At 43.9% G+C, this 24,267-nt stretch carries 21 protein-coding genes, 5 tRNA genes and 1 rRNA gene; 13 read left to right on the forward strand and 14 right to left on the reverse strand.

From position 1 onward, the window contains the following. Positions 1-87: ribosomal RNA gene (gene rrf / locus AC4CV5_RS18420) — 5S ribosomal RNA — on the forward strand; the annotation flags it as partial. Positions 88-176: 89 nt separating this feature from the next. Here the strand turns inward: rrf and AC4CV5_RS18425 are convergent. Next, positions 177-1,400 (reverse strand): MFS transporter, encoded by a 1,224-nt coding sequence (locus AC4CV5_RS18425; protein WP_166854481.1) that lies wholly within the window; start codon positions 1,398-1,400, stop codon positions 177-179. Positions 1,401-1,670: 270 nt separating this feature from the next. Here AC4CV5_RS18425 and AC4CV5_RS18430 point away from each other — a divergent pair, with 270 nt between their 5' ends. The 5 genes from AC4CV5_RS18430 (at position 1,671) to AC4CV5_RS18450 (ending at position 7,650) form a co-directional block, all read left to right on the forward strand. Beyond that, on the forward strand, positions 1,671-2,939 hold the full coding sequence (locus AC4CV5_RS18430) for an aspartate aminotransferase family protein (RefSeq protein ID WP_222143427.1): 1,269 nt from the start codon (positions 1,671-1,673) through the stop codon (positions 2,937-2,939). After that, a complete protein-coding gene (locus AC4CV5_RS18435; RefSeq protein WP_166854479.1) occupies positions 2,936-3,886 on the forward strand; it encodes an inositol monophosphatase family protein in 951 nt (316 codons plus the stop codon). Before AC4CV5_RS18430 ends, AC4CV5_RS18435 begins: the two co-directional genes overlap by 4 nt. Further along, entirely contained in the window at positions 3,861-4,907 is a 1,047-nt protein-coding gene (locus AC4CV5_RS18440; protein ID WP_490923544.1) for a zinc-dependent alcohol dehydrogenase, read from the forward strand. Before AC4CV5_RS18435 ends, AC4CV5_RS18440 begins: the two co-directional genes overlap by 26 nt. Positions 4,908-5,147: 240 nt before the next feature. Beyond that, positions 5,148-6,584, forward strand: coding sequence for a SulP family inorganic anion transporter (locus AC4CV5_RS18445; protein ID WP_166854477.1), 1,437 nt, complete (start codon positions 5,148-5,150; stop codon positions 6,582-6,584). A gap of 145 nt (positions 6,585-6,729) precedes the next feature. Continuing rightward, positions 6,730-7,650, forward strand: a complete 921-nt coding sequence (locus AC4CV5_RS18450) for a bile acid:sodium symporter family protein (protein ID WP_166854748.1) — start codon at positions 6,730-6,732, stop codon at positions 7,648-7,650. 15 nt (positions 7,651-7,665) lie between these two features. Here AC4CV5_RS18450 and AC4CV5_RS18455 read toward each other — a convergent pair whose 3' ends face one another. The 13 genes from AC4CV5_RS18455 to AC4CV5_RS18515 all read right to left on the reverse strand — a co-directional run bounded on the left by AC4CV5_RS18455 (position 7,666) and on the right by AC4CV5_RS18515 (position 22,086). Then, a complete protein-coding gene (locus AC4CV5_RS18455; protein WP_166854476.1) occupies positions 7,666-8,412 on the reverse strand; it encodes an alpha/beta hydrolase in 747 nt (248 codons plus the stop codon). Further along, entirely contained in the window at positions 8,409-9,419 is a 1,011-nt protein-coding gene (gene feuC / locus AC4CV5_RS18460) for an iron ABC transporter permease FeuC (RefSeq protein ID WP_166854475.1), read from the reverse strand. The genes AC4CV5_RS18455 and feuC overlap by 4 nt, the downstream gene beginning before the upstream one ends. Beyond that, a complete protein-coding gene (locus tag AC4CV5_RS18465) occupies positions 9,412-10,416 on the reverse strand; it encodes a FecCD family ABC transporter permease (RefSeq protein ID WP_084992765.1) in 1,005 nt (334 codons plus the stop codon). The genes feuC and AC4CV5_RS18465 overlap by 8 nt, the downstream gene beginning before the upstream one ends. Before the next feature lie 18 nt (positions 10,417-10,434). Next, positions 10,435-11,388 (reverse strand): iron ABC transporter substrate-binding protein FeuA, encoded by a 954-nt coding sequence (gene feuA, locus AC4CV5_RS18470; protein ID WP_222143431.1) that lies wholly within the window; start codon positions 11,386-11,388, stop codon positions 10,435-10,437. Positions 11,389-11,478: 90 nt separating this feature from the next. Beyond that, entirely contained in the window at positions 11,479-13,068 is a 1,590-nt protein-coding gene (gene btr, locus AC4CV5_RS18475; RefSeq protein ID WP_490923545.1) for a bacillibactin transport transcriptional regulator Btr, read from the reverse strand. Positions 13,069-13,257: 189 nt separating this feature from the next. Then, positions 13,258-14,502, reverse strand: coding sequence for an exo-beta-N-acetylmuramidase NamZ family protein (locus tag AC4CV5_RS18480; RefSeq protein ID WP_490923546.1), 1,245 nt, complete (start codon positions 14,500-14,502; stop codon positions 13,258-13,260). Between the two features lie 13 nt (positions 14,503-14,515). Further along, the gene (locus AC4CV5_RS18485; RefSeq protein ID WP_248602379.1) at positions 14,516-16,444 is read right to left on the reverse strand and encodes a glycoside hydrolase family 3 protein; all 1,929 of its coding nucleotides are present in this window, start codon (positions 16,442-16,444) and stop codon (positions 14,516-14,518) included. Positions 16,445-16,470: 26 nt separating this feature from the next. After that, positions 16,471-17,796 carry a penicillin binding protein PBP4B gene (pbp4b, locus tag AC4CV5_RS18490; RefSeq protein ID WP_166854469.1) on the reverse strand — a complete coding sequence of 442 codons (1,326 nt, stop codon included), beginning with the start codon at positions 17,794-17,796 and terminating at the stop codon, positions 16,471-16,473. Between the two features lie 55 nt (positions 17,797-17,851). Continuing rightward, positions 17,852-19,219 carry a PTS transporter subunit EIIC gene (locus AC4CV5_RS18495; RefSeq protein ID WP_166854468.1) on the reverse strand — a complete coding sequence of 456 codons (1,368 nt, stop codon included), beginning with the start codon at positions 19,217-19,219 and terminating at the stop codon, positions 17,852-17,854. Between the two features lie 25 nt (positions 19,220-19,244). Next, positions 19,245-20,096, reverse strand: coding sequence for a MurR/RpiR family transcriptional regulator (locus AC4CV5_RS18500; protein WP_166854467.1), 852 nt, complete (start codon positions 20,094-20,096; stop codon positions 19,245-19,247). A gap of 13 nt (positions 20,097-20,109) precedes the next feature. Next, positions 20,110-21,027, reverse strand: coding sequence for an N-acetylmuramic acid 6-phosphate etherase (gene murQ, locus AC4CV5_RS18505; RefSeq protein WP_248602380.1), 918 nt, complete (start codon positions 21,025-21,027; stop codon positions 20,110-20,112). Positions 21,028-21,135: 108 nt separating this feature from the next. Then, entirely contained in the window at positions 21,136-21,618 is a 483-nt protein-coding gene (locus AC4CV5_RS18510; protein WP_248602381.1) for a GNAT family N-acetyltransferase, read from the reverse strand. Between the two features lie 12 nt (positions 21,619-21,630). Beyond that, positions 21,631-22,086 (reverse strand): 2-thiouracil desulfurase family protein, encoded by a 456-nt coding sequence (locus AC4CV5_RS18515; protein ID WP_248602382.1) that lies wholly within the window; start codon positions 22,084-22,086, stop codon positions 21,631-21,633. A gap of 180 nt (positions 22,087-22,266) precedes the next feature. Between AC4CV5_RS18515 and AC4CV5_RS18520 the strand changes: the two genes are divergently transcribed. The 7 genes from AC4CV5_RS18520 to rsiW all read left to right on the forward strand — a co-directional run bounded on the left by AC4CV5_RS18520 (position 22,267) and on the right by rsiW (position 24,113). Next, positions 22,267-22,341, forward strand: a tRNA-Glu gene (locus tag AC4CV5_RS18520). A 3-nt stretch (positions 22,342-22,344) separates the two neighbouring features. After that, positions 22,345-22,420 (forward strand) — tRNA-Val (locus tag AC4CV5_RS18525). Between the two features lie 4 nt (positions 22,421-22,424). Then, positions 22,425-22,497: transfer RNA gene (locus AC4CV5_RS18530), tRNA-Thr, on the forward strand. 22 nt (positions 22,498-22,519) lie between these two features. Then, positions 22,520-22,604 (forward strand) — tRNA-Tyr (locus AC4CV5_RS18535). A gap of 4 nt (positions 22,605-22,608) precedes the next feature. Beyond that, positions 22,609-22,680, forward strand: a tRNA-Gln gene (locus AC4CV5_RS18540). Positions 22,681-22,909: 229 nt separating this feature from the next. After that, complete coding sequence (sigW, locus tag AC4CV5_RS18545; RefSeq protein WP_003223646.1) at positions 22,910-23,473, forward strand: RNA polymerase sigma factor SigW; 564 nt, start codon at positions 22,910-22,912, stop codon at positions 23,471-23,473. A gap of 13 nt (positions 23,474-23,486) precedes the next feature. Further along, on the forward strand, positions 23,487-24,113 hold the full coding sequence (gene rsiW, locus AC4CV5_RS18550) for an anti-sigma-W factor RsiW (protein WP_166854463.1): 627 nt from the start codon (positions 23,487-23,489) through the stop codon (positions 24,111-24,113). Positions 24,114-24,267 lie beyond the last annotated feature (154 nt).

The raw sequence follows: 24,267 nt of genomic DNA on the forward strand, positions 1-24,267 counted from the left end.
CGTTCCCATACCGAACACGGAAGTTAAGCTCTTCAGCGCCGATGGTAGTCGGGGGTTTCCCCCTGTGAGAGTAGGACGCCGCCAAGCAGTTTGAAAAAAGGGTAGCTCATATGAGCTACCCTTTTTGTATTCTGGTTTAAAGGTAAAACCCAGCTCAGTGAGCTGGGTTTTTTGTTTTATATCTGTACTGATTTGCTTTCTTCGGTATCCATTTTATCGAGCTTTCTGCTTTTTAGGTTCTCTAATATTTTTAATACCAATACAATCCCCAGCATGATCAACATAAGACCCGTAAATAACCAAAATGTAGTTTGTGCGGGGAACTCATCTAGACTCCATCCGACTGCGATTGGCAGGATAGATCCGCCTAATCCATTGGCAGCGAGCAGCATACTTGTCGTTTGTTCTGTTTTTCCAGGATAGAATTGATTGGTGATGATTAAAGCAATGGCAAACATACCAGCCATAAATAATCCTAAGAAGAAACAGAGAACAAACCCTGCAAAAGCTGTTTTACTGATAGCTAAAATACATAGTGAAATGAGGCCGCCAATATTAATTAGCTTGAGATAACGATGATAGGTTAGTTTTTCGGAAACTGGGCCAGTCAGTAAACGGCCAATGATCATACCGATCCAATATATTGTTACCGTTATTGTTGCTAAGGAGTTAGAGATCTCCCATTTCTCTGCGAAGATGGAAGGGATAAAGTGGACAATCGATACTTCACTGCCTCCATAAAAAAAGAAGTAAGCAGCTGCTAAAGAAATAAACAGTATGCCATGTTTTCGAAAGCTTATAGGTGCTTGTTGGTTACCATTGCCCGAAGTATTTGTTTGACGGGTGAGCAAATCGTCTAAACTGCCAAAACTCATTCGGCTCCAAACAAGCATCAAAAGAAATGAACTTAGCCCCAAAACAAGAAAGGCCAATGCCCATATATTATTGCTGATTAAAAAGCCAGATAGCAAGGGCATGAAAAGAGCTCCTAAGCCGTATGCTACTTCCATCTTGCTCATGGCGATTGCTTGTTTTTCTTTAATTGCTGTTAGGATAATTGTTCCTACGCAAGATTCAACCAATCCGGCTCCAAGTCCAGCCATACTGACAAAAAGAAAGAGCAACGGCCACGGGGGAAGGAAATAAATAAACAATTCGCAGCTGATCATGGCTAGTCCGATAACAACTACTTTTCTTCGTCCCAACCTCTTTACAGCATAAGGCATCCCCAGTACACCGATTAAAAACCCCATAAATTGCGAAAACACTAATACTCCGCCATTACTGTAGCTTTGTGCGTAATGAGAAAGCAATTCTGGCAGGACAGCTCCAAGTATAACAAGAGTAAAGGCGATCGATCCGTAAGATAAACATCCAATCCACAGTAAACGAGTTTTCATTCATTAATCTCCTTTGATATAAATAGTACTCCCTAGAATTTACATGATAGGACTGGTAGTAAAAATAAGCTGTTTATGTTGATTGTATTTAGTTTTTTACATTAAATCCATTTATTTCTATCATAACATACGAAGATCGAATAGAAACCCTCAATGCAAACGTTAACAAATAGTTAACAAATTTTACTATTTATGTAGTTGACATTAATTTCTAGAATTTATACGATGATTAACGAGTTTTACATATTTTATTGAATAGGGGTGTTGTTAGTGGGGACGAAAGAAATTACGAATCCAGACAGTTTGTATTACAAAGTGGATGATGTGGTCATGGAAAGAGGTGAAGGCATCTATTTGTACGATTCAGAGGGCAATGAGTATATCGATTGTGCCTCTGCTACTTTCAACTTGAATTTGGGTTATACCAATAAAGAAGTTATTGATACAGTCAAAGAACAGGCTGACCAGCTGATACATGTCACTTCTTCCTACCAAACCAACGCCGTTAATAAACTAGCTGAAAAACTTGTAGAAATCTCCCCCGACAATCTCACTAAAGTTCACCCTAAGGTTAGCAGTGGCTCTGCCGCGAATGAAGGAGCTATTAAAATGGCCCAGAACTATTCTGGAAAGACAGATGTCATTTCTTTATTCCGGAGCCATCTTGGCCAAACGTATATGATGTCTGCGCTATCCGGGAATTCATTTCGAAGAGAGCCGTTCCCCCCTCAGTTTTCTTTTGGTTTGCAGGTGCCTGACCCCTATTGCAACCGTTGTTTTTACAATCAGAAACCAGATTCATGCGGAATGCTTTGTGTAGAAAGAATTAATGATTTTATTGAATATGCGAGTAACGGAAAAATTGCAGCGATGATTATTGAACCGATCTCCGGCAACGGTGGAAACATTGTTCCGCCTAAGGAGTACTTTAAGCAGTTAAGAAAGCTCTGTGATGAGCATGATATTGCACTTATTTTTGATGAAATTCAAACCGGATTCGGCCGGACAGGCAAGATGTTTGCCGCTGATTACTTTGATGTGAAACCGAATATGATGACTGTCGCGAAAGGATTGGGAGGCACGGGATTCCAGGTTGCCGCTACCCTGACGGAGGAAAAGTATATGGGATTAGCCGGCCACAATCACTCATTTACTTATGGCTCGAATGTGATGGCTTCGGCAGCTGCTTGTAAGACAATCGAAATCATGCAGCGGCCGGGCTTCTTAGAAAATGTAACAATTGTTGGGAATTATATTATGGATTCCTTAGAGCATATGAAGAAAGAATTTACATTTATGGCTGACGTCAGAGGCGTAGGTTTGATGATCGGTGTTGAAATTGTAAAAGAGAATAATGAGCCTGATGTAGAGCTGACCAATTATATTGCCAAGCGGGCTATGGATTATGGGTTAATTTTGCGGACTTCCCGTTACGGATTCGGAAATGTATTTAAAATCCGTCCGCCGCTCACAATTACGCTTAGTGAGGCTGAGGTGCTTTGTTTCAAACTTCGTAAGCTATTGGAGGATATCAAGTGAAAGAATATATTATAGAGCTCGGAAAATTTGTTTATGAAGAAGTGAAGGGACAGAAAGGAACACTGAAAAACCGGTTAGTCAATGGGTATTCCCCGGGCGGAGATGCACAGTTTAACATTGATGCCGCTGCTGAGAACGCAGTGCTGGAATATGTGAAAAGCAAGAAAGAGTCAGTCGCGTTTTATACGGAAGATGGCGGTCTGAAGATATTTGGAGACAATCCTCAGTATATTTTGATCGTTGATCCGATTGACGGCACCCGCCCGGCAGCTGCAGGACTTGAAATGTCTTGTATTTCTATCGCATTGGCTGCATACAAGCCTGATGCAAAGATTAAGGATATTGAATTTGCTTTTCTGCTTGAGCTGAAAACAGGTGCCTATATGTACGCGGATGTTTATTCTGAGGGAATCTATTATGAAGGTTATCGAGGCACCCTGCCGAATCTCAGTAAAGTAACAGATATTAAACATATGTTCTGGAGCCTTGAGTTTAATGGGCATCCCGCGCACCTAATGATTGATGCGTACGGTCATTTGATTGATCAGTCAGCCAATAATGGCGGTGTATTTGTTTTCAATAGCGCTTCTTATTCAATCTCCAGAATTATTACAGGGCAGATGGATGCTTATGTGGATATCGGTAATCGTTTATTAAAGGACGATCCTGCGCTGTTGAAAGATTTTCAGGATGTGGGGAATGGACAGGTTCTGCATCTGTTTCCTTATGATATTGCCGCAAGTGTGTTTTTGGCGAAAAAAGCGGGAGTTGTCATTACTGATGCGTATGGTAAGTCCTTGGATGATACACATCTGACGGATCTTAGCTACAATAACCAGCAGTCATGCATTGCTGCGTCAACGAAGGAGCTGCATCAGAAGCTGCTGGATCAAATTCGCTGGGACGGAAAGGAAGAGACATATGAAAGCGTTGGTCTGGACTCCTAATGATCGGCTTGAAATGCAAGAAGTAGAAGAACCTCAAATCAAAAAAATGAACGATGTGAAAGTAAGAATATACGGGACAGGCATTTGCGGAACGGATTTAAATGTGCTAAAAGGAAAGATGCATGCGACTCATAATATGATCCTAGGCCACGAATCTGTTGGAGTGGTGACAGAAACGGGGCCTGAGGTGAATAACGTTAAGCCTGGTGATCGCGTGGTGATCGATCCGACTCAGTTTTGCGGAAAGTGCTATTATTGCAGGAAAGGATTAACCTGTTATTGTGAGACATTTGAAGACTGGCAGTTGGGATTAGGAGCGCATGGCACTTTTGCCGATTATTACGTAGGCGAGGACCGTTTTATGTATAAAATACCTGACGATATGGAATGGGAACGAGCCACTTTAATTGAGCCGCTTTCCTGTGTATTAAATGTGGTAGAGCGGGCTGCAATAAAACCTGACGATTCTGTACTGGTGCTAGGGTCGGGTCCGATCGGGCTGCTTGTGCAAATGATGGTGAAAAAATTATCAAGGCTGACGGTTGCGACTGAGGTGGGAGAGTACCGAACAGAAGCGGCAGGCCTGATATCCGATTATGTTTATCATCCGCAGGATCTAACGGTGGACGAGGTCAGACGCATTAATCAAGGGAGAAAATTTGATGTGATTTTTGACGCGATCGGCAATCAGCTTGATTGGGCGTATCCATTAATAGATAAGGGCGGCAGGCTTGTGCCAATGGGATTTGATGATACGTATGAGATGAAAATCAGGCCTTTCCAGCTGCTTTCTAATGGCGTGACAATCGTTGGAACCGGAGAGGCTCGCCAGATTATGGAGGATGCGGTTTCATGTGCCGCGGACATGCCTCAGCTTTCTGAACTGATTACGGAGAAAACCTCGCTTGATAACTATGAGGCTGCCATTCAAGAATTGATGGGCATAGATCCGTTTTCAAATGAGAGAAAAGATATTACTGCAGTTAAAACGATTCTTGTTTCTCATCCGGATATGATATAATGCAGCGAAGTGGCTCAAACTAAGTTTGAGCCATTATTTTCTTCAGCATTCATCTTGCGTATTTGATCAAAATTTAATATGATACTCTTTGTATAATAACTCCTTGCCTCAATACAACATACTCAACGTTTCCCCTTTTTCCCCGATCGTGTTCCTTTTCATATTCTCCCGTAAAATAAAGTCAGCTCCCAATACAACTAATACGGTGCGGATTTATTTTTTAAAAAGGAGTCGTTATATTTGAATAATAGTTTTACATTAAAGCAGCAATGGTTCGGGAATATCCGAAAAGACATTCTTGCTGGCATTTTAGTTGCGTTAGCATTAATACCTGAAGCAATTGGCTTTTCTATTATAGCCGGTGTTGATCCGATGGTCGGTCTTTATGCGTCATTTTGTATAGCCATTATTATTTCTATTTTTGGCGGCAGACCAGGCATGATTTCAGCTGCGACTGGCTCAATGGCGGTCGTTATGGTTTCGCTGGTTGCTGATCATGGGCTTCAATATTTATTTGCGGCAACGATTTTGACAGGAATTATTCAGGTGATTTTAGGTATCAGTAAAATTGCGAGATTAATGAAATTCATCCCGCGTTCTGTGATGATTGGGTTTGTGAATGCGCTGGCGATCCTTATCTTCTCTGCTCAGCTTCCTCAGTTTGAGGGTGCTTCTTGGAGCATGTATGCAATGCTTGCCGGGTCGTTGGTAATTATTTATGTACTCCCGCGATTTACGACTGCGGTTCCGTCTCCACTTGTCGCGATTATTGTGATGACGATTATTGCGGTTACTTTCCATGTGGATGTACGGACGGTCGGAGATATGGGCAATATTTCTAGTTCTTTGCCTCATTTCTTAATCCCTGATGTTCCGTTTACCTTTGAAACGCTGCAAATCATTTTTCCTTATTCGATTGCTTTAGCGTTTGTCGGATTGCTGGAATCTTTGCTGACAGCACAGATTATTGATGAGATGACGGATACGGACAGTGACAAAAATAAAGAGAGCCGCGGACAGGGGATTGCGAATATCGTGACTGGGTTCTTTGGCGGCATGGCAGGCTGCGCTATGATTGGACAATCTGTCATTAATACAAAAGCGGGCGGCCGCGGACGTTTATCTGCATTTGTTGCCGGGGCTTTTCTGATGTTTTTAATTGCCGTTTTGAGTACTGTCGTCGTGAAAATTCCGATGGCAGCGTTAGTGGCTGTTATGGTTATGGTTTCTGTCGGCACATTTGATTGGTCTTCTTTAAAAGGCCTCAAAAAAGCACCGCTCACAGACTCAATTGTCATGGTTGTGACTGTGATTACGGTTGTTGTGACAGACGACTTATCGAAAGGCGTATTCGTCGGCGTTCTCTTAAGCGCCGTGTTCTTTGTGGCAAAAATCTCGAAGCTGAAAATTGTTTCTCATGCAGAGGATCAAAAGCTGAGAACGTACAAAGTGAAGGGGCAAATCTTTTTTGCGTCAGTGACTGATCTTACGAATGCTTTTATTTATCAAGAGGATATTGAGCGAGTTGTGATTGACTTAACTGAGGCCCACGTATGGGATGATTCAGGAGCGGCAGCGCTTGATAAGATTGTTGCGAAGTTTAAAGAGCAAGGAATTGAAGCCGAAGTAAAGGGTTTGAACAATGCTAGTAAAGCTCTTATGAAGCAAATGACATAAAGTGTGAAAGCCCAGATTGATGAGATCTGGGCTTTTTTATATCACTATGGCTGAACAGCATTGATATAATAGAGTGAGAAAGAAATATTTAATAGGAGACTTGTATATGACGCTTCAGAAGCTGAACCGTGTATTGGGGAAAGTCATGCCGCTTTTAACGCCGACTAGTGTGGTGCTGGGCGTACTGCTGTCTCAGTTTTTAAACGGGTATGAATGGGCTGTGCCTTGGATCTTTGCTTTTATTACGTTTGCAGGCAGTTTGAGCGCTAACTTTCAATCTTTGAGACATGCATTGTCTCATCCTCTTCCTATGATTCTTGCATTATTTGTTCTTCATATTTTTATGCCGCTTTTTGCCTGGGGCAGCGGCCATCTTATCTTTAAAGGAGATCCTTTGACGATCACCGGCTTAACATTGGCTGTTGTGATTCCTACGGGGATTACAAGCTTGATTTGGGCAGCGATGTACAAAGGGAATGTCGGTTTGACGCTTTCGATTATTTTGGTTGATACTGTGCTGTCGCCGTTGATCGTACCGCTGAGCCTTTCATTGCTGGCCGGCGCTCAGGTTCATATGGATGTGTGGGGAATGATGAAAGGGCTGATTGTGATGGTCGTGATTCCTTCTTTTCTGGGCATGCTGTTTAATCAGATCTCATCTCCAGAAAGAACCGCATCTGTTAGCAGTGCGCTGTCACCTTTTTCAAAGCTTTGCCTGATGGCTGTCATTGCGATTAACAGTTCAGCAATTGCTCCTTATTTCAAAGCGATTGACTTGAGATTTGTAGGTATAGCTGTGACGGTTTTCTTTATCGCGTTAACCGGCTATGCCGCTGCTTGGCTGATCGGAAAAATGATGAAAAGGCGGCAGGAGGAAATTGTATCTCTTATTTTTACGGGAGGCATGAGAAATATCAGTGCCGGTGCAGTTCTTGCCGTTACGTTCTTCCCGTCCCAGGTTGCCGTTCCGGTGGTGATCGGCATGCTGTTTCAGCAGATACTGGCTGCTTTGTTTGGCTATATGCTGAATCGTTTTGAACTAAAACCTGTATTGCAGAAAGCATGAAAAAACCGCTCAATTCTACGAGCGGTTTTTTCCGTATAGCCATTCGAGCGCGATGATGAACTGTTGGCAGAAGTACTTGCGGTGATGCACTGCCCCTTTTTCAATTGAAAGACATAGTTGCTTTTCAGTGAAGCCTTTTTCTTTTAAACTTTGATGCACTTGCTTTGTATTCTGCAGCATATGTCGCTGAATGGATTGTTTTTCACGGCCTTCTTCACTGCCGACAGACATAAAAACACGTGCAGGGCCGGGCTTTAAAGAAGATAAATGAATGGTTTCCGCTGCGTTCTCGTACCAGTAGGAGCCTGAGATAGAGCCTATTTTTCCAAACACAGACGGATACTTTAATAAGGCGAACATTGAAATGAGGCCGCCTAATGAGGCACCAATCATTCCTCTTGATTGCGGTTCCCTGGTGACGTTCCAGTTTTCTTCGATAAATGGAATGAACCGGTTTGTTATGTCAGACAGATAGTGATATCCCAAGCCTCCGAAGTCCGGGAACCGATCACTGAGTGATGCAGCTGGCCAAGGGGTATATTCATCCAGCCGGTTTTCGGGTATGATACCGATCAGCACGAGTTCGGGCAGCCTTCGCTGTTGAAATTTGTTTTCTAATAATTCGATTTGGCCCTGAAACAAAAAACTGCCATCCTGCACGTAAACAGCAGGAAATCCCCTGCTGCCTGGGCTGTAGGAAGGAGGAAGGTACAGCGTGAACCTCCTTTTTCCAGCTTTGTGTTCTGAAAGAGATCCTTTCAAGCATTCTCCCCCTTTTTTTGCTTGAAAAGCAGATATAAGAAATAAGGAACACCGAGGATCGCCAAAATAATGCCTGCGGGCACTTCAGCTGGCTGGAAAAACAGCTTTCCGGCAAAGTCTGCGCTTATCACAAGCAGCATGCCGATTAAACCGCTCAGTGGCAAGATGTCGCGGTGTTCGACACCAGCCAGTCTCCGTGAGATATGGGGAGCAATTAAGCCGACAAACGCCATGCTGCCCGCTACGGAGACACAGGCGCTGATGATTGCTACGCAAGCGACGAGCAGGATGGTTTTTTCTTTATTTGATGAAATACCCAGGCTTCTGACTGTGTCTTCATCAAAACGAATGGTGTCGAGCAAGCGGGACTTGGCGATAAGAATAGGTATAAATAACAGCATCCAAGGGAGAACGGCTGTGATATACGTCCAGTTGGCAGACCAGATGCTTCCGTTTTTCCACACCATGGCCATTTGATAGTCTTGCGGGTCCATTTTTAATGATAAAAACAGAGACAAGGCGCTAAATCCTGAATTGATCGCGATTCCTACCAGAATAATTCTTCCTGAATCTAAATTGCCTCTGTGCCACGCAAATATGTATATCAGGATCGCCGCAATCAGTCCGCCTATCAATCCGAAGATTGGCATTCCCATCGCCGCAGCTATGGATGTCACTTCTTTCTGGCCTTGGAACAATAGCATAAACGCGACAATCCCGGCTCCCGCTCCTGCGTTGATTCCGAGAATTCCCGGGTCTGCAAGGCCATTACGTGTGATGGCTTGGATGACGGCGCCTGCAATGCCTAGACCGAGTCCAATAATAGCTGCCATGACAACCCGCGGCAGTCTTAAATCGAACAGCAAAATGTCATACTGCGGATTCGGATCAATCTGAAAAAGAGTGGAGAGCAATTCAGCCGGACGAACAGAAAATGATCCGCTCGTTAAGCTGAAATAGCTGACAACGAGAATTAAAGCGATGAACACGGCATATTTTTTAGCCATTTTGCTCCCCTCCTTTTCGTTTAATCAAATAAAGGAAGAAAGGCACACCGATAATAGATGTCACGACTTCAATCGGTGTTTCAAACGGATAATTGATAAATCTGCTTGCGAGATCACATAGGGTTAAAAAGATTCCGCCTAAGATGCAGGAACATGGAATCAGCCTGCTGTAATCAGAGCCGACGAGAAATCTCGTGATATGCGGAACAACTAATCCGACAAACGCAATTTTTCCGGCCAGCGCTACTGCACTGCCGGTTAAAATGATGACTGAAAGCATCGCCATGATTTTAATGGTTTTTTTCTTTTGTCCCAGACTTTTAGAAATGTCATCGCCTAATGATACAGCGGTCACCTTTTTGCTGAGAGAAATGGCCATTACGATGCCAATTAGGAAAAACGGAGCGGCTAGCTTCAGGAAATCAGGACTCATTTGATGAAGTCTGGCGCTGTACCAGAAACTGAGATCTTGTGAGATTTGAAAATAAATCGACATGGCCGCTGATAAACTGCTGAGCAGCATGCTTGTGACTGTGCCAATGATGGCTAGCTGCACGGGGGTAAACCCGTTAGGCATCATGGCAGCAAGGCTGAATACTAACACAGCTCCTAATGCTGAGCCGATAAAAGAGTAAATGATCATTTCAAACGAAGACGATTGCGGGAGCAGAACCATACAAAGCGTGATGATAAACGCGGAACCATCTGAAACGCCCATAATGGAGGGCGAAGCTAAGTAATTGCGCGTAATGCCTTGCATAAGTGCTCCAGAAACAGCAAGGGCTGCCCCTATGAGCAGAGCGCCGGCAGCCCTTGGAATCCGGGAATGCCATATAATTTGATGGTCTGTGTTTCCCGGATCGAAATGAATAAGAGATGTAAAAACAATATCTGTGCTTAGGTGCTTTGCGCCATATAAGATCGAAAGCAGCAGCGACAGTGCAATAGCAAATGGAGAAGTAATCAATATGATACGTGTCCACTGTTTTGAATACATACAAAAACCTACTCTGAATTAGTTTTGTGTCAATTTTTCAGCAGCCGCTTTCAGGAAGCGGACTTTGCTCCAAGCTGTGCCGCCTTGTGCGAGAGGATCCACTGAGTTGACGTACACATGATCTTCCTTGACTGCTTTAAGGCTTTTCCAGATTGGATTTTTCTCTAAATCTTTTAAGGCATCAGGTTTGTCTGCATTTTCATCATCAGAAAATTGGACGAAGATATGGTCAGGATTCATTTCACTTAATTTTTCTAATGAAATCAGCTCTTGCGCTTTTGCAGCTTTTACTTCATTCGGCGCTTTAAGGCCTAAATCACCATAAAGTGTGGAGTTGAAGTACACCTGTTCAGGGTAAATGTAAATGTTGCCTTGTCTGATTCTGATGACAAGCGCTTTTGAATCTTTTGCTTTTTCATTGATTTTTGTTTTTGTTTCTTTTAAATCTTGTTCATAGTCTGCGATGATTTTTTTCGCCTTTTTCTCTTTTCCAGTCAGCTGGGCAAGCAGCATCATGTTTTCCTTCCAGTTTGAAGAGATATGAGAAACTGGGATCGTCGTGCCGGCTGTGCTGATTTTTTGCAGTGTTTTTTCCGGGAATTTTGTTGAAGCAAGGATGACGTCTGGCTTCATTTCAAGAATCTTTTCAATGTTTGGCTCCATTTTTTCTCCGGTTGCTTCGGCTTTATCAGTGATGTCTTTGAACATATCAGGGAATTTGCCGGAGAATGAAATTGCGCCTTGCGGATGAACGTCAAGCAGTTTCGCATCTTCCATTGATTCTACGCTTCCTGTAATGGCAATTTTGTCTGTCGGTACAGGTACTTCATATGTTTTATCCAGGTATTCAATTTTCTTCTTCTCAGACGATGTGCCGCTTGCTTTGCTGGCAGTCGATTCATTTTTGCTGCCACAAGCTGCCGCCGTCAGCGCGAGAAGCAAGATTAATAAGGTAAGAGATATCTTTTTCATCTATAGAGCCTCCTGTTCAATTGATAACTATTATCAATTGGAATTATAGAGAATGAACAGATATAACACCATGGACAAATTCCAAATTTATCATGGACAATCACCGGATAGTAAAGAAACGGTTTGCTGAACGATCCGTTCGTGCCCGCAAGCTGAGTATTCATTCCAAGGGTCAAAGGATAGAAGATAAACACGTTTGTACCGCACAGCGCTTAAGTTTTGCCAGGCTTCTGTCTGCTGCAATTGCTGGTAATAAGCAATGGTTTCAGGCTCTTTAAATAGAAAAAGCATTATGCAGTCAGCTTGGTAATTTGCGATATTTTCTAACGAAATGGCTTGATCTAAAGGCGTATCTGGTGTTTTTGCCGAGCGGAGTCCTAAATCGCCAAAGAAGACTTCGCGGACGCTTCGATTATGTGCCAGATAGAAGTTTTGCTTATGCAGCCTCAGAAACAGAAAACGCAGCCCTTGGGCGTGCTGAAGTGTTTTTTTGGCGGCCGCCGTCTGCTGGTCATAAGACGCGAGCCACTTTTCTGCTTCAGACTCTTCCTTTAAGATTGAGGCAGTTTGCAGAAAGTGAGTTCTCCAGCTTTCTTCTGAAGGAAGATAATTGACTTCTGCGATACGATTCAAGCGATTTTGTTCTTCTAGAGAAATAGAATCCATGCTGAAAATCACATCTGGTTCAGCCTGAGATAACGTGTGCAGGTTTTCTTCCCATTTTTCATTAAACCGGTATGCGCTGAGCTGGACGGGAATATCTGTCGAATAATGCTGATAGTAGTAAGACGTCCATTTTGGATGCAGCGCGGCCGCAAACGGTATGTGATGAAGAGGGATGAGATGGCCCATTGTGCCCTTTCCGTAAGCGGCAATTTTTTTTCGGCGTTTTTTCATATAGCTTGTAGGTGAACAGCCAGTATGCTTTTTAAAGATTCTGCTGAAATAAAATTCATCTTGATAGCCAGTTTGATGAGCGATTTCCTTTAATTTGCAATTTGATCTAGCCATGAGCCGTTTTGCTCGGGTGATTCGTGTTTTTGTGATGAACTCTGTTACACTCTGACCTGTCCATTTTTTAAAACTTTCGCTGTAGTGTTTGGCGCTGATTCCGGCCATTTGCGACAGCTGGGCAAGTGTAATTTTTGTATCTGCATGGGTTTCGATATATTGTTTTGTTTTTTCGATTGCTGAATGTGTATCCGTCTGCTCAGAAAAACTGGCAGTGAAGAGGTCATAAACCAGGCTTTGTACTTCAATGGCGCATTTTAGCTGAGAAAGCCGAGTCGATTCATTCCATAGCGCTGCCAGCTCCTGAAGCCGGGCTGTAAGGTTTTCGATATGTGAAACATTCACAAGCTTCAGTTTGGCTAATTCCGTTTCTGTACAGGGTGTTAAGATATCTTGCCCGGTTTCCTTGACATAGCTTTGAAGCCTGATCAGACAGGCATCTATATGACCTTCGGCTGCGGGCGTAAAGCCAAAGGTCTCGTTAGGCGGACAAACATAAAGTGTCTTTTTTTGCAGAGGACTGATGTTTGTTCCGATTGAAATATGGCCGTTTCCTTTTAAATGAAAGATCAGTACAAATGAATCCGCTAATTGCTGTTCTGAGAAGAGATCACTTGTTTTTTTTAGATATTCAATTTGTATGGGATGATAAATCACTGTATTTTGCAAGAGTAGACCACCTTTTCAGAAACATTCAATTGATAATCATTTTCAATAAAATTGTACCAAATAAATGAAAGTTTTCCTATATAAAGCTGGTGGGTTTTTGTCATAAAAAAAACCCTTACTCAGATATAAAAGTAAGGGTCTTTTGTTCGGTAAGAAAATGTTACACGTGTAACATACGATGCTTACGTCTTAATAGATAAGATATTTTTTTCTTGTTTTGCTGAATTGCTTGAGTGGTTTTTTGTAGTTGTCTATGATGTCTTTAATAGAAGTGCCGTTTTCAATTTTTGTCCTGATCCAGCCGTTGCCTGCCAGTTTATCAAATGAACCTGTTGATAGGAACTCAAAATTTTCAGGATAGAGGTCGTGTATTGTTTTAATGAGTGACAGACCTGTTTTAACCGCTTCAAACTTTTCTCTGTCTGTCACATAGAGCTGCACACCGTGGCAAAGCGTTCCTTGATGTTTAGAAAACGTCGGCGTAAAGGAAGCTGCCCTGAATGTGACTCCCGGCAGATTGAGGCTGTTTAATGTTTCTTCAAGCTCTGTGCTTTTGATAAAGGGAGCCCCAATTAATTCGAATGGCTTTGTTGTCCCCCGCCCTTCGGATATATTTGTTCCTTCAATCAGCCCGGTTGCAGGATAAACAAATGTGCTCTCCACCGTCGGCATGTTAGGTGAAGGGAGGACGAAAGGCAGTCGGGTATCGTTAAAATCCATTTTTCGTTTCCAGTGTTTCATTTTCACCACTGTCAGATCGGCATCAATGTCAAATTCCTTGTTGAACAGTAAAGCTAATTCGCCTATGGTCATTCCGTGCTTTAACGGAATGGGATACAATCCGACAAACGAGGCGTATTCAGGTTCTAAGACTGGCCCTTCAATATGATTCCCGCCTTGAGGATTCGGACGGTCCAGCACCATAAAAGGAATGCCGTTTTCTTTAGCGGCTTCCATTGCGTATGCCATTGTATAAATGTACGTGTAGTACCGGGTCCCGACATCCTGAATGTCAAACATAAGAACATCGACATTTTTCAGCATCTCTGGTGTCGGTTTATTCGTTTTTCCGTAGAGGCTGTATACGGGAATCCCGGTTTTTTCGTCAATGTAAGAGCCTACTTCGTCTCCCGCCTGAGCGTCTCCGCGTACGCCGTGCTCAGGGCCGAATAACGCTGTCAGCTTGATATCGGGGTTCTCGTAAAGAATATCAACACTGCTTTTCAGAGATGCGTTTACGCCTGTTGGATTGGTGATCAATCCGATTCGTTTTCCTTTGAGTTGCTTTTTATAATCCGGGAAAAGCGTGTCTATGCCGGTCTGGACTTTAGGTTTTTTAGCCGTTTGATTCTTGGAATCGGATGATGCTGAGGCAGCTGTTATCGTTCCGAACATCATAAGCCCTGTGAGAAAAGCGAATATAGTTTTTCTCATGTGTCCCTCCTTATTAGAGCGGTTTTCCCGTTTTGATATTTAATCCGTAGCCATATGGATAAAGGATGTCTCCCGGTTTCGTGACTGACGGAATGTCAACTGGAAGTGTGCCTTTAGGTTTTGCCTGGCCGAATATCGTCATAACTCCGGCCGGAATATTGGGTTGTAGATAACGGCCATTCGCGTACCCTTTAAAGCCATAGACAGCAATGAGTGCCTTAGATTCTTCAAAATTGGCGGCATCATATGGGTTGCGCAGGCTCATTAAGACAAATGGTTTGTTGTGCTGCAGTGCGGCTTTCATCACAGCTCTCGGAAATACGGTGGCCCATTTGCTAGAATCTGAAATGGTGTCGTCGATGACACCGTCGTTGACGACAGGGTCATTTTTCACGACGTAGGAGCCGGTAATGATATAATCAGCCTCTTTTACTTGTTGTTCATGCTCGGCATTAAATACTTGGTTTGCAAAACTGATTTTACTGAGGGACACGGATTTGATTTTCTTTCGCTTGATGAGATCGCGAATGGTTTGTTCAATTGAAGCAGTTTGTTCTTCGTAAGGCGCGACAATTAAGATTTGGCTGTCTTTTTTAGGCTTGAACGGCAAGGTGTGCTGTTCATTTTTTAATACGGTCACGGCTTTTTCGGCTATTTTTTTCTCCGCTTTCAGGTGATGCTTGCTTCCTACGATCTTCTGGGCTTCGGCTATTTTTTCTTTTATGCTGTCGTCGTTTCGAGCTGGATACATACCGCGTTTTATTTTCAGGGAAATGATTCTTTCAACCGATTTGTTGATTTGATGTTCAGGAATGTCTCCGTTTTTCACTGCTTCTTTCAAAGCTTGAGTAACACGTGCGAATTTCTGTTCTTCTTTCAGAGAAGTAACTGAGGCAGGCATTAATGCAATATCGACACCGGCTTTTATAGCCATGACTACAGCCTCTTCCTGGCCAAAATGATCTGCGATTGCTTTCATATTGAGAGCATCGGTAACGATGACGCCGTCAAAGCCCATTTCCTCACGAAGAAGACCTGTCATCACTTTTTTCGAGAGTGTAGCCGGGGCCAAAACGTCCGATCCATCAAGTTTGCTTTTGTATGTGGTGTCGTCAAAGGCAGGAAATTGAACGTGTGCTGTCATTACCATATCAGCACCAGCATCAATTGCTCTTTGAAAAGGATAGAGCTCGACCTCACGAAGCCGGTCTTGATTATGGGAAACGAGCGGCAATCCGTAATGGCTGTCAACGTCTGTGTCTCCATGTCCCGGGAAATGTTTGAGCGCAGAAGCTATATCCTGCCGCTGCAAACCCTTCATCGTATACAAACCGAGTCGTGCTGTCAGTTCTCGATTAGAGCTGAATGACCGTACGCCGATCACAGGATTATCAGGATTATTATTAATGTCCATAACAGGGCTGAAATCTGTATTAATGCCTAAGGCAGAAAGCTCCTTGCCAATGATGGTGCCGGTCTGATAGGCATTGATTCTGCTTCTTGCTGCGCCCAGCGCCATATTCCCTGGGAAATTAGTTCCCTCCCCTAATCTCGTTACGATGCCGCCTTCTTGGTCAATACTCAGAATAAGCGGGATTTTAGCGCTCGCCTTTTGGTAAGCATCTGTCAGCTGTACAGTTTGTTTTGTTGTTTTTACATTTTCTGCAAAAAGAATGACGCCCCCGAATTGATATTTCTTGATGAGGCCGGCGACTTCCTCATTCATTTCCGTTAAGGCTTGCGGAGAGGACTGGCCTTCCTTTTGCCAATTTCTGAAATCCGGCATTAGCATCTGGCCGAGTTTTTCATCTAACGTCATTCGTTTGACAATTTGCTTGGCGTCGGCTGAGCCGCTGGATGCAGCGGCTTTTGTCTGACTGGCGCCGAGAAAACCTGAGAGAAAGAGAACGGCTGAAAGGATAAGCGGAAAGACAGGTTTCATAGAAACTTCCTCCTATCGTAAATCATTCATTCCATCGCTTCATAGATCGCGGTAATGACGCTCCCGTAACTGCCTGTTGGAAATTGATCACCCTTAAACACATTTGGATTTTCCTCTGGATCAGCAACTGGTGAATGCTTTTTGTTCGTTAAAAGTGCAATGCCTAAATTGTATGTTGGATCAATGATGGTAACTGTTCCTGTCCAGCCGGTATGTCCGTAAGCATTTTCGCTGGCATAAGGGCCAAACATCCATTCCATGCTTTTACTTCCGTTTCGACGCCAGCCAAGAGCAAATGTCGGATCTGTTGCTGAAGGAGCTGTAAATAGGTCGGCTGTTTTCTGATCAAATAAAGAAACGTCCCGATATGATCCTTTGTTTAACATGATCTGGAGCAGAATGGCCATATCATCAGCATTTGAGAACAATCCGGCATGGCCAGACACGCCATCCATTGAGTAAAACGCTTTTTCATCATGCACTTCTCCTTGCAGCGTGTGTGTACGGATGTTAGGGAAATGAATCACACCGTCCCGTGTATTGCCCATACGTTCAGTAGCTGCGAACTGCTTTGGTTTAAAGCCTTTTTGCAGCGGATTGTACAAGGTATGCTTCAGCCCCAGCGGCTTATAGAGCTCTTGCTCCGCGTAGACATCAAGCGGTTTACCGGTGAGTTTTTCAACAATGCAGCCGAGGAGCATATATCCGATGTCACTGTATACGTGTTTTGTCCCTGTTTGATAATCAAGCGGAATCTTCGTTAAATATTCAATCGTTTTCTCCCGCTCCTGAGAATAGTACATGCCTGCTTTTTCCGGCGTGTAAAAATAAAAGCTTGAGGGGAGCCCTGATTGGTGCTGAAGGACATCGATAACACGAATCCTGTCTTTTCCTTTGATCGGGTCTCCAGGCTGATCCTTGAAATTAGGCAAATATGCAGAAACCTTTTCATGAACATCGAGTTTTCCTTGGGTGACTAAGCGCTGCAATGCAAAATTTGTTGCATACATTTTTGTATTTGAGGCCAAGTCAAACATTGTGCGGGTTTTCATTTTGGCCGGACGGCGCAGCAGTTCTGTTCCTTCGTACTTTTTACTGTAGCCGTATGCTTCTTTTTTTATGATGCGGCCATCCTTTACTACGACAAGAACGGCGCCTGGAAATCCTGCTGCAATATCCCGTTCTATCATCTGATCAACCTTCCTTAGTTTCTTCGACGAGAATTGTACAGTTTCTGCATTTATGGTTTTCGGCTCAACTTGGTAGTCTGCTGTTTGCGCGGAGGTTTCGGCTGGCGTCAATATAGATAGGGTGAAAATGGCACTGAATAAGAACAGTATCTGTGTTTTCACTGGCTTGCTCCTTTCCGTGCTTCTATCCCGTTTACTATCCCTAAAACAGAATAATTTAATCGAACTGGGAAGCCATTTCTTCTTTATATCCGAATGCATAGGTCAATAAAAAGCCGGCCGCGTAGGAAATAAAGAGTCCGATGATATATAGGATGATTTGCGAAGACAGGACGAGAAAGGAAAGCGGCAGCCCGGAGACGCCAATCGCAATGGTGGCTACCTGAAAATAAGCTTGAAAAGCGCCGCCGATTCCAGCTCCTAAGCATGCTGTTAAAAACGGGCGTCCAAGTGGCAGCGTGACTCCGAAAATAAGCGGTTCACCAATACCGAGCAGCCCCGACGGAAGCCCACCGGCGATTGCCTTCCTCAATGTTGTTTTTTTCGTTTTCACAAAGATGGCAAAGGCGGCGCCTACCTGTCCCGCGCCTCCCATAGCCAATATAGGGAGCAGAGGATCATTGCCGATTGAATTGATCAATTCCATGTGCACAGGCGTCAAGCCTTGATGCAGTCCAGTTACGACAAGAGGTAGGAAGGTAGCGCCCAGAATAAAGCCTGCAGCGATGCCGCCGATGTCCAAGATGGACAGAAGGCCGGATGTAATGGCATCAGAAATGAAGCCGCCTAAAGGCATAAATACGACATACGTTACGATTCCGGTGATTAACAGTGAGACGGTTGGGGTGACTATGATATCGAGTGATTGAGGAATAAAACGGCGGATAAATTGTTCGGTGTAAGCAATGAATATGGCTGCGAAAAGAACCCCGATCAGGCCTCCCCTGCCTGGAAGGAGCTGTTCTCCGAATAAACTGATCTTTGCGATCTCCGGATTCATAATCAAGATCCCTGCCAGAGCTCCAAGAGCGGGTGTCCCGCCAAATTCTTTCGATGCGTTAATGCCGACGAGAATGCCGAGGTAAGTGAACAATCCTGATCCGATGACTGTCAGGATAACAGCGACTTGTGATTCTGCAGAGAGCCAGCCGGCTTGAATGATTGCTTTGGTAATCCCAGTGATTAAACCGGAAGCGACGAGTGCAGGAATTAGAGGGATAAAGATGCTGGCAATTTTACGTAAGAAAAGTTTAAAAGGAGTAGCGTTTTTTCGGTTTATGTCGGCTTTCTTTTTGGCCGCTGCTTCTTTGACGTCGACACCTTCTTCTGCTGATACGAGCTTAGAGAAAGAGGCTGTGACATGGTTGACAACTCCTGTGCCGAGGATGATTTGTAAGGTTTCAGCTTCGACGACCCCAAAAACGCCGTCAAGCTCTCTTATAGCCTGAGCATCTGCTTTGCTTTCATTGTAAAGCGTAATTCGAAGGCGTGTCATGCAATGCGTATACGAGGAAATATTGGATTTTCCTCCGCATAGCTCAAGGATTTTCTTTGCGAGATGATGGTAGTTATTTTCTTTGCTCATCAAAACCCCTCCTCTTCAAGATGCCTTATTTTTTTCTCATAGATTGTATGGCTGCTCTCGTTTTATCGATATAACCGGTTGTTTCTTCATACTGCTCAGCCGCCATGCTTAAAAACAAAACATCGATCATAAAAAGCTGGGCGAGGCGGGAGGAAGTGGCTGCACTTCGAATTAAGGCTTCGTTGGAATGTGCTGTGTATAATGGGACATCAGCCAGCGCGGAGACGGATGTCTGGCTGTATTGTGTCAGGCTGATCGTTGTGATGCCTTTTTCCTTAGCCATCGTAATCAGTTCGATGATTTCCTGCGTCTCTCCCGAAAACGAAATGGCAAATACGATGTCACCCTTATCTGCATTTGCGATTAATGATGCCACAAGATGAGTGTCTGTGAACGCAGTTGCTAGTTTATGGATGCGAAGCCACTTTTGCTGGGCGTCCTTGGCGACAATGCCGGAAGCCCCGACGCCGATAAAATGCACAGTATGAGCTTTGAGAAGCAGAGAAACCGCTCGTTCAAGCTCTTTGTAGTCCATCAAGTCTGAAGTGTCCTGAATGGCTTGAATGGCATTGCCGGCCGCTTTTTCAGAAATGGAGGACAGAGGTTCGTGAGGCGCAATGTCCCGATAGCCTTGTACAGCAGGCTTTGCCAGATCGCCTGCCACTCTCATTTTTAAATCTTGAAAACCCTTTAGACCGAGTGATTTGCAGAGCCTGATGACGGCAGCGTCACTTGAATTGGCTAAGGCGCTGATTTCGCTGACAGTGCTTTCAATTGCTTTGTGGGGATGAGTTAGGATGTAATCCGCAAGTTTACGCTCGGATGGAGGGAGCTTGTGTTTCATTGATTGAATGATCGCTAAACCGCCTGTTGCCATTCTTGGTCTCTCCTTATTCTGAATGGTAATTTTCGATTGCTTTGTCTATAAAACCGTTTGTTTGATCAAGCAATGTTTTAGCTTGTTCCTGATCTGTGCTAGTTTTGAGCATGACGATTGCTGTTTTGACGTGATGATTGGCTTGTTCTAGAGTGTGTCTGGCTGTGTCGTATGAAGCGTTTGTAAGGCTTTGGATGATGCTGATGGCGCGTTCTTTTAGTTTTTTGTTGCTGATGTTGACGTCTACCATCAAGTTTTCGTAAACCTTGCCGATTTTGACCATTACAGCGGTAGATATCATGTTTAGAATCATTTTATGAGCAGTTGCGGCTTTCATACGTGTTGATCCTGTAATAGCCTCAGGTCCGACGACAACCTCAATGCTGTGATCCGCATCCTTGCTGATGGCCGAATGCTCATTACAGGTAAGGGCGACAGTGTGTGCTCCGACTTTGCGGGCGTATGTTAGGGCGCCCGCTGCATAAGGTGTACGGCCGCTTGCTGCGATGGCAATGACGGTGTCGTATGAAGTGAGTTGTATGTTTTTTAAATCTTCGGCTCCTGCTTCTTCACTGTCTTCAATGCCCTCTGCTGCCTGTAAAAATGCTTTGGGACCTCCAGCCATAATTCCGATGACCTGATCTGGGCTTACGCTGTAGGTGGGAGGACATTCAACAGCATCCATGACACCGAGTCTGCCGCTTGTGCCAGCGCCTGTGTATATGAGCCGGCCTCCATTTTGAAATGAGTCATACGCGCAGTCTACAGCTGTTTTAATATCGGGGAGAACCTGCTGAACGGCGGCTGCGACTTTTAAATCTTCGTTGTTGATCATTTTGAGGATGTCGAGTGTATTTGCTTTATGGATTTCAGCTGTTTGGCTATTGCGTGATTCCGTTGTAAGACGGTGAAGGTTTAATGGTTCTGACATGAGGATGCCCCCTGTTTAGAATAATGTATCTTAATATTCAGTATATTCATTTCTGTCATGATATTTCAACTATGTTTTTGCATTTTTGAAATTTTATTTCACTTCAGGCTATAAGAAATAATGAAGGATCAGCTGTTCTCCGAGCGGTCCGATTCTTCTCCTGCCTTTATCAAGGAACCCGCTTTTCATATAAAGGCGCTTTGCGCGTGTGTTCAGATGATTGACGGCCAAAATGATTTCATCGCACCATGGAAAATAACCGCTCACAAAAGAGGGAAGCTGAAGCATTGCTTTTTTTGCATAGCCTTTTCCGTGATGCACAGCGTTTAATGACAGGGAACTGAGCAGTAAAGCAAATGGATTGTTAGAATAGGGTGCCAGCGTTTCTTTTGATGTATGTAAAATGAAAAAACCGACTGGGAGATCGTCTTTTAAGATGATAACCGGATACCGGTCCCGTATGCTCAGGGCCTGAGTCAGCACCTCTTTGGGGAGAGAGGTAAAGCGTTTGTCATCGTTGTTAAGCGTGAATGATTGAAGCTCCGGCAAGTGTTCAGGCTTATAGAAGGATAAAGAAATGTCTAGAGTCATGTGGCGGCCTCCTTACAATATGTCGTCTAGCTGGTTTTCTGAAATGACGCGGTAGCCTGCTTGCTCTAACAGTGCGGCGGTCACTCCGCTGCCGGTGATTTTTGCGCCAGAGAATGTGCCGTTATAGATAAAACCGCTTCCGCACGATGGACTGTTTTCTTTTAATATGATGGCAGAGGCATTGATTTCTTTTGCATAAGCTAATGTCTTAGCGGCACCTTCCATATATAATTCTGTTACATCTTCTCCTGAAGCTGTCATGATTTTCGCGGTTCCATTGAGAACATCCTCGCCGGTGCCTCCGATAATTTCTGCAGGTTCACGAGGAGTTGAGAAGCCGCCAAGAAGCTCAGGGCAAGCCATAACTGCTTTATTTTCACCGACAAGTTTTCTGATTTTCTCTGATGCGGCGTGAGAGCCGTTGTATCTGCATTCAATGCCTCCAAGGCAAGAACTGACTAGGATCATATTGGTTTCTCCTCTCTTGCATCGTTTGTCTCTATCATAAAATAAATGACTAATGTTGGGAGGCTTTTTCAGTTAAAAAAGGAGTTAAAAAGTTTGAAAATAAAAAATTTAATTTTCCTCTTTACAAACAGGGGGTAACCTGTATATAATAACTTTTGTCAGCTCGACGAGAACACAAACGGCCCGTTGGTCAAGCGGTTAAGACACCGCCCTTTCACGGCGGTAACACGGGTTCGAATCCCGTACGGGTCACCATTTGGAGGATTAGCTCAGCTGGGAGAGCATCTGCCTTACAAGCAGAGGGTCGGCGGTTCGAGCCCGTCATCCTCCACCATCTTGCCGGTGTAGCTCAATTGGTAGAGCAACTGACTTGTAATCAGTAGGTTGGGGGTTCAAGTCCTCTTGCCGGCACTGTTTTTCTTAATATGAATATGGAGGGGTAGCGAAGTGGCTAAACGCGGCGGACTGTAAATCCGCTCCCTCAGGGTTCGGCAGTTCGAATCTGCCCCCCTCCACCATTATTGGGCTATAGCCAAGCGGTAAGGCAACGGACTTTGACTCCGTCATGCGTTGGTTCGAATCCAGCTAGCCCAGTCACAGACACCTTTGACCAAAAGGTGTCTTTTTTCTTTTTGAAAAATAATTCCAACTTCTAACTGTTCAGTCTGTATAATAATTTTAAAAATATGTTAAGGTAGTTTATTCACGAATTACCATCTACACCCTGCCAAAAATTTGTTAAACTTATTTTATAAAAAAATTGAAACCTTTTGAAACGAAGCTCGTATACATACAGACCGGTGAAGGCAGAGGTTAGATAAATATGGAAATGATGATTAAAAAGAGAATTAAACAAGTCAAAAAAGGCGACCAAGATGCATTTGCGGACATCGTAGATATTTACAAGGATAAAATTTATCAGCTTTGCTACCGTATGCTTGGTAATGTGCATGAGGCAGAGGATATAGCACAGGAGGCTTTCATCAGAGCGTACGTTAATATCGACAGTTTTGATATTAACCGGAAATTTTCAACTTGGCTTTATCGAATCGCGACCAACTTAACTATTGACCGCATTCGCAAAAAGAAGCCGGATTATTACCTCGATGCAGAGGTGGCTGGTACGGAAGGCTTGACCATGTATTCCCAAATCGCCGCAGATGGGGTATTGCCAGAGGATGCAGTTGTGTCACTGGAGCTCTCAAACACGATTCAGCAGAAAATTTTAAAGCTTCCTGACAAATACAGAACAGTTATCGTATTAAAGTATATTGATGAACTCTCATTAATTGAAATCGGGGAGATTCTGAACATTCCTGTGGGGACTGTGAAAACTCGGATTCACAGGGGCAGAGAGGCTCTTAGAAAACAATTAAGGGATCTTTAAGTGGGGTGATGAAATGAGCTGTCCTGAACAAATTGTGCAGCTTATGCATATGCATCTTGATGGAGATATCCTTCCAAAAGATGAACACGTATTAAATGAACATCTGGAGACATGCGAGAAATGCAGAAAGCATTTTTATGAGATGGAAAAATCTATAGCGCTCGTCCGGAGCACATCGCATGTCGAAGCCCCCGCGGATTTTACCGCTAATGTCATGGCGAAATTGCCTAAGGAGAAGAAAAGAGCTTCTGTGAAAAGGTGGTTCAGAACCCATCCTGTTATCGCAGCTGCTGCGGTATTCATCATTTTGATGGGCGGAGGTTTTTTTAACAGCTGGCATAATGACCACAATTTCAGCGTGTCCAAGCAGCCGAATCTTGTGGTGCATAATCACACTGTGACCGTGCCAGAAGGTGAGACGGTCAAAGGTGATGTCACTGTCAAAAACGGCAAGCTGATTATTAAAGGCAAAATAGACGGGAATGTAACCGTCGTAAACGGCGAAAAGTATATGGCCTCTGCTGGACAAGTCACCGGTCAGATTGAAGAAATCAATCAATTATTCGACTGGACATGGTACAAGATGAAGTCTGCGGGGAAAAGTGTAGTCAATGCATTAAATCCGAAAGGGAAAGAGTAAAGCGCGTCAGCCGCTTTGCTCTTTTTTTATGGGCTGAACGGGCTGGCACATTTCACTTGCCAAATCGAAATGTGGTATAATGGGCTCGCTATGTAAAGTACATATGCGTAACACGTAAAACACAAAATACGAAATGACTGAAATCTTGGAGGAC

This window comes from Bacillus sp. NS1, assembly GCF_058248265.1.

What these genes read in the sequence shown, in the direction of transcription:
- AC4CV5_RS18425 (WP_166854481.1), bottom strand. Translation starts at nt 1,400, where the DNA reads ATGAAAACTCGTTTACTGTGGATTGGATGTTTATCTTACGGATCGATC.
- AC4CV5_RS18440 (WP_490923544.1), top strand. Translation starts at nt 3,861, where the DNA reads ATGAAAGCGTTGGTCTGGACTCCTAATGATCGGCTTGAAATGCAAGAA.
- AC4CV5_RS18450 (WP_166854748.1), top strand. Translation starts at nt 6,730, where the DNA reads ATGCCGCTTTTAACGCCGACTAGTGTGGTGCTGGGCGTACTGCTGTCT.
- feuC (WP_166854475.1), bottom strand. Translation starts at nt 9,419, where the DNA reads ATGGCTAAAAAATATGCCGTGTTCATCGCTTTAATTCTCGTTGTCAGC.
- AC4CV5_RS18465 (WP_084992765.1), bottom strand. Translation starts at nt 10,416, where the DNA reads ATGTATTCAAAACAGTGGACACGTATCATATTGATTACTTCTCCATTT.
- feuA (WP_222143431.1), bottom strand. Translation starts at nt 11,388, where the DNA reads ATGAAAAAGATATCTCTTACCTTATTAATCTTGCTTCTCGCGCTGACG.
- AC4CV5_RS18480 (WP_490923546.1), bottom strand. Translation starts at nt 14,502, where the DNA reads ATGAGAAAAACTATATTCGCTTTTCTCACAGGGCTTATGATGTTCGGA.
- AC4CV5_RS18485 (WP_248602379.1), bottom strand. Translation starts at nt 16,444, where the DNA reads ATGAAACCTGTCTTTCCGCTTATCCTTTCAGCCGTTCTCTTTCTCTCA.
- AC4CV5_RS18495 (WP_166854468.1), bottom strand. Translation starts at nt 19,219, where the DNA reads ATGAGCAAAGAAAATAACTACCATCATCTCGCAAAGAAAATCCTTGAG.
- AC4CV5_RS18500 (WP_166854467.1), bottom strand. Translation starts at nt 20,096, where the DNA reads ATGGCAACAGGCGGTTTAGCGATCATTCAATCAATGAAACACAAGCTC.
- murQ (WP_248602380.1), bottom strand. Translation starts at nt 21,027, where the DNA reads ATGTCAGAACCATTAAACCTTCACCGTCTTACAACGGAATCACGCAAT.
- AC4CV5_RS18510 (WP_248602381.1), bottom strand. Translation starts at nt 21,618, where the DNA reads ATGACTCTAGACATTTCTTTATCCTTCTATAAGCCTGAACACTTGCCG.
- AC4CV5_RS18515 (WP_248602382.1), bottom strand. Translation starts at nt 22,086, where the DNA reads ATGATCCTAGTCAGTTCTTGCCTTGGAGGCATTGAATGCAGATACAAC.
- sigW (WP_003223646.1), top strand. Translation starts at nt 22,910, where the DNA reads ATGGAAATGATGATTAAAAAGAGAATTAAACAAGTCAAAAAAGGCGAC.
- rsiW (WP_166854463.1), top strand. Translation starts at nt 23,487, where the DNA reads ATGAGCTGTCCTGAACAAATTGTGCAGCTTATGCATATGCATCTTGAT.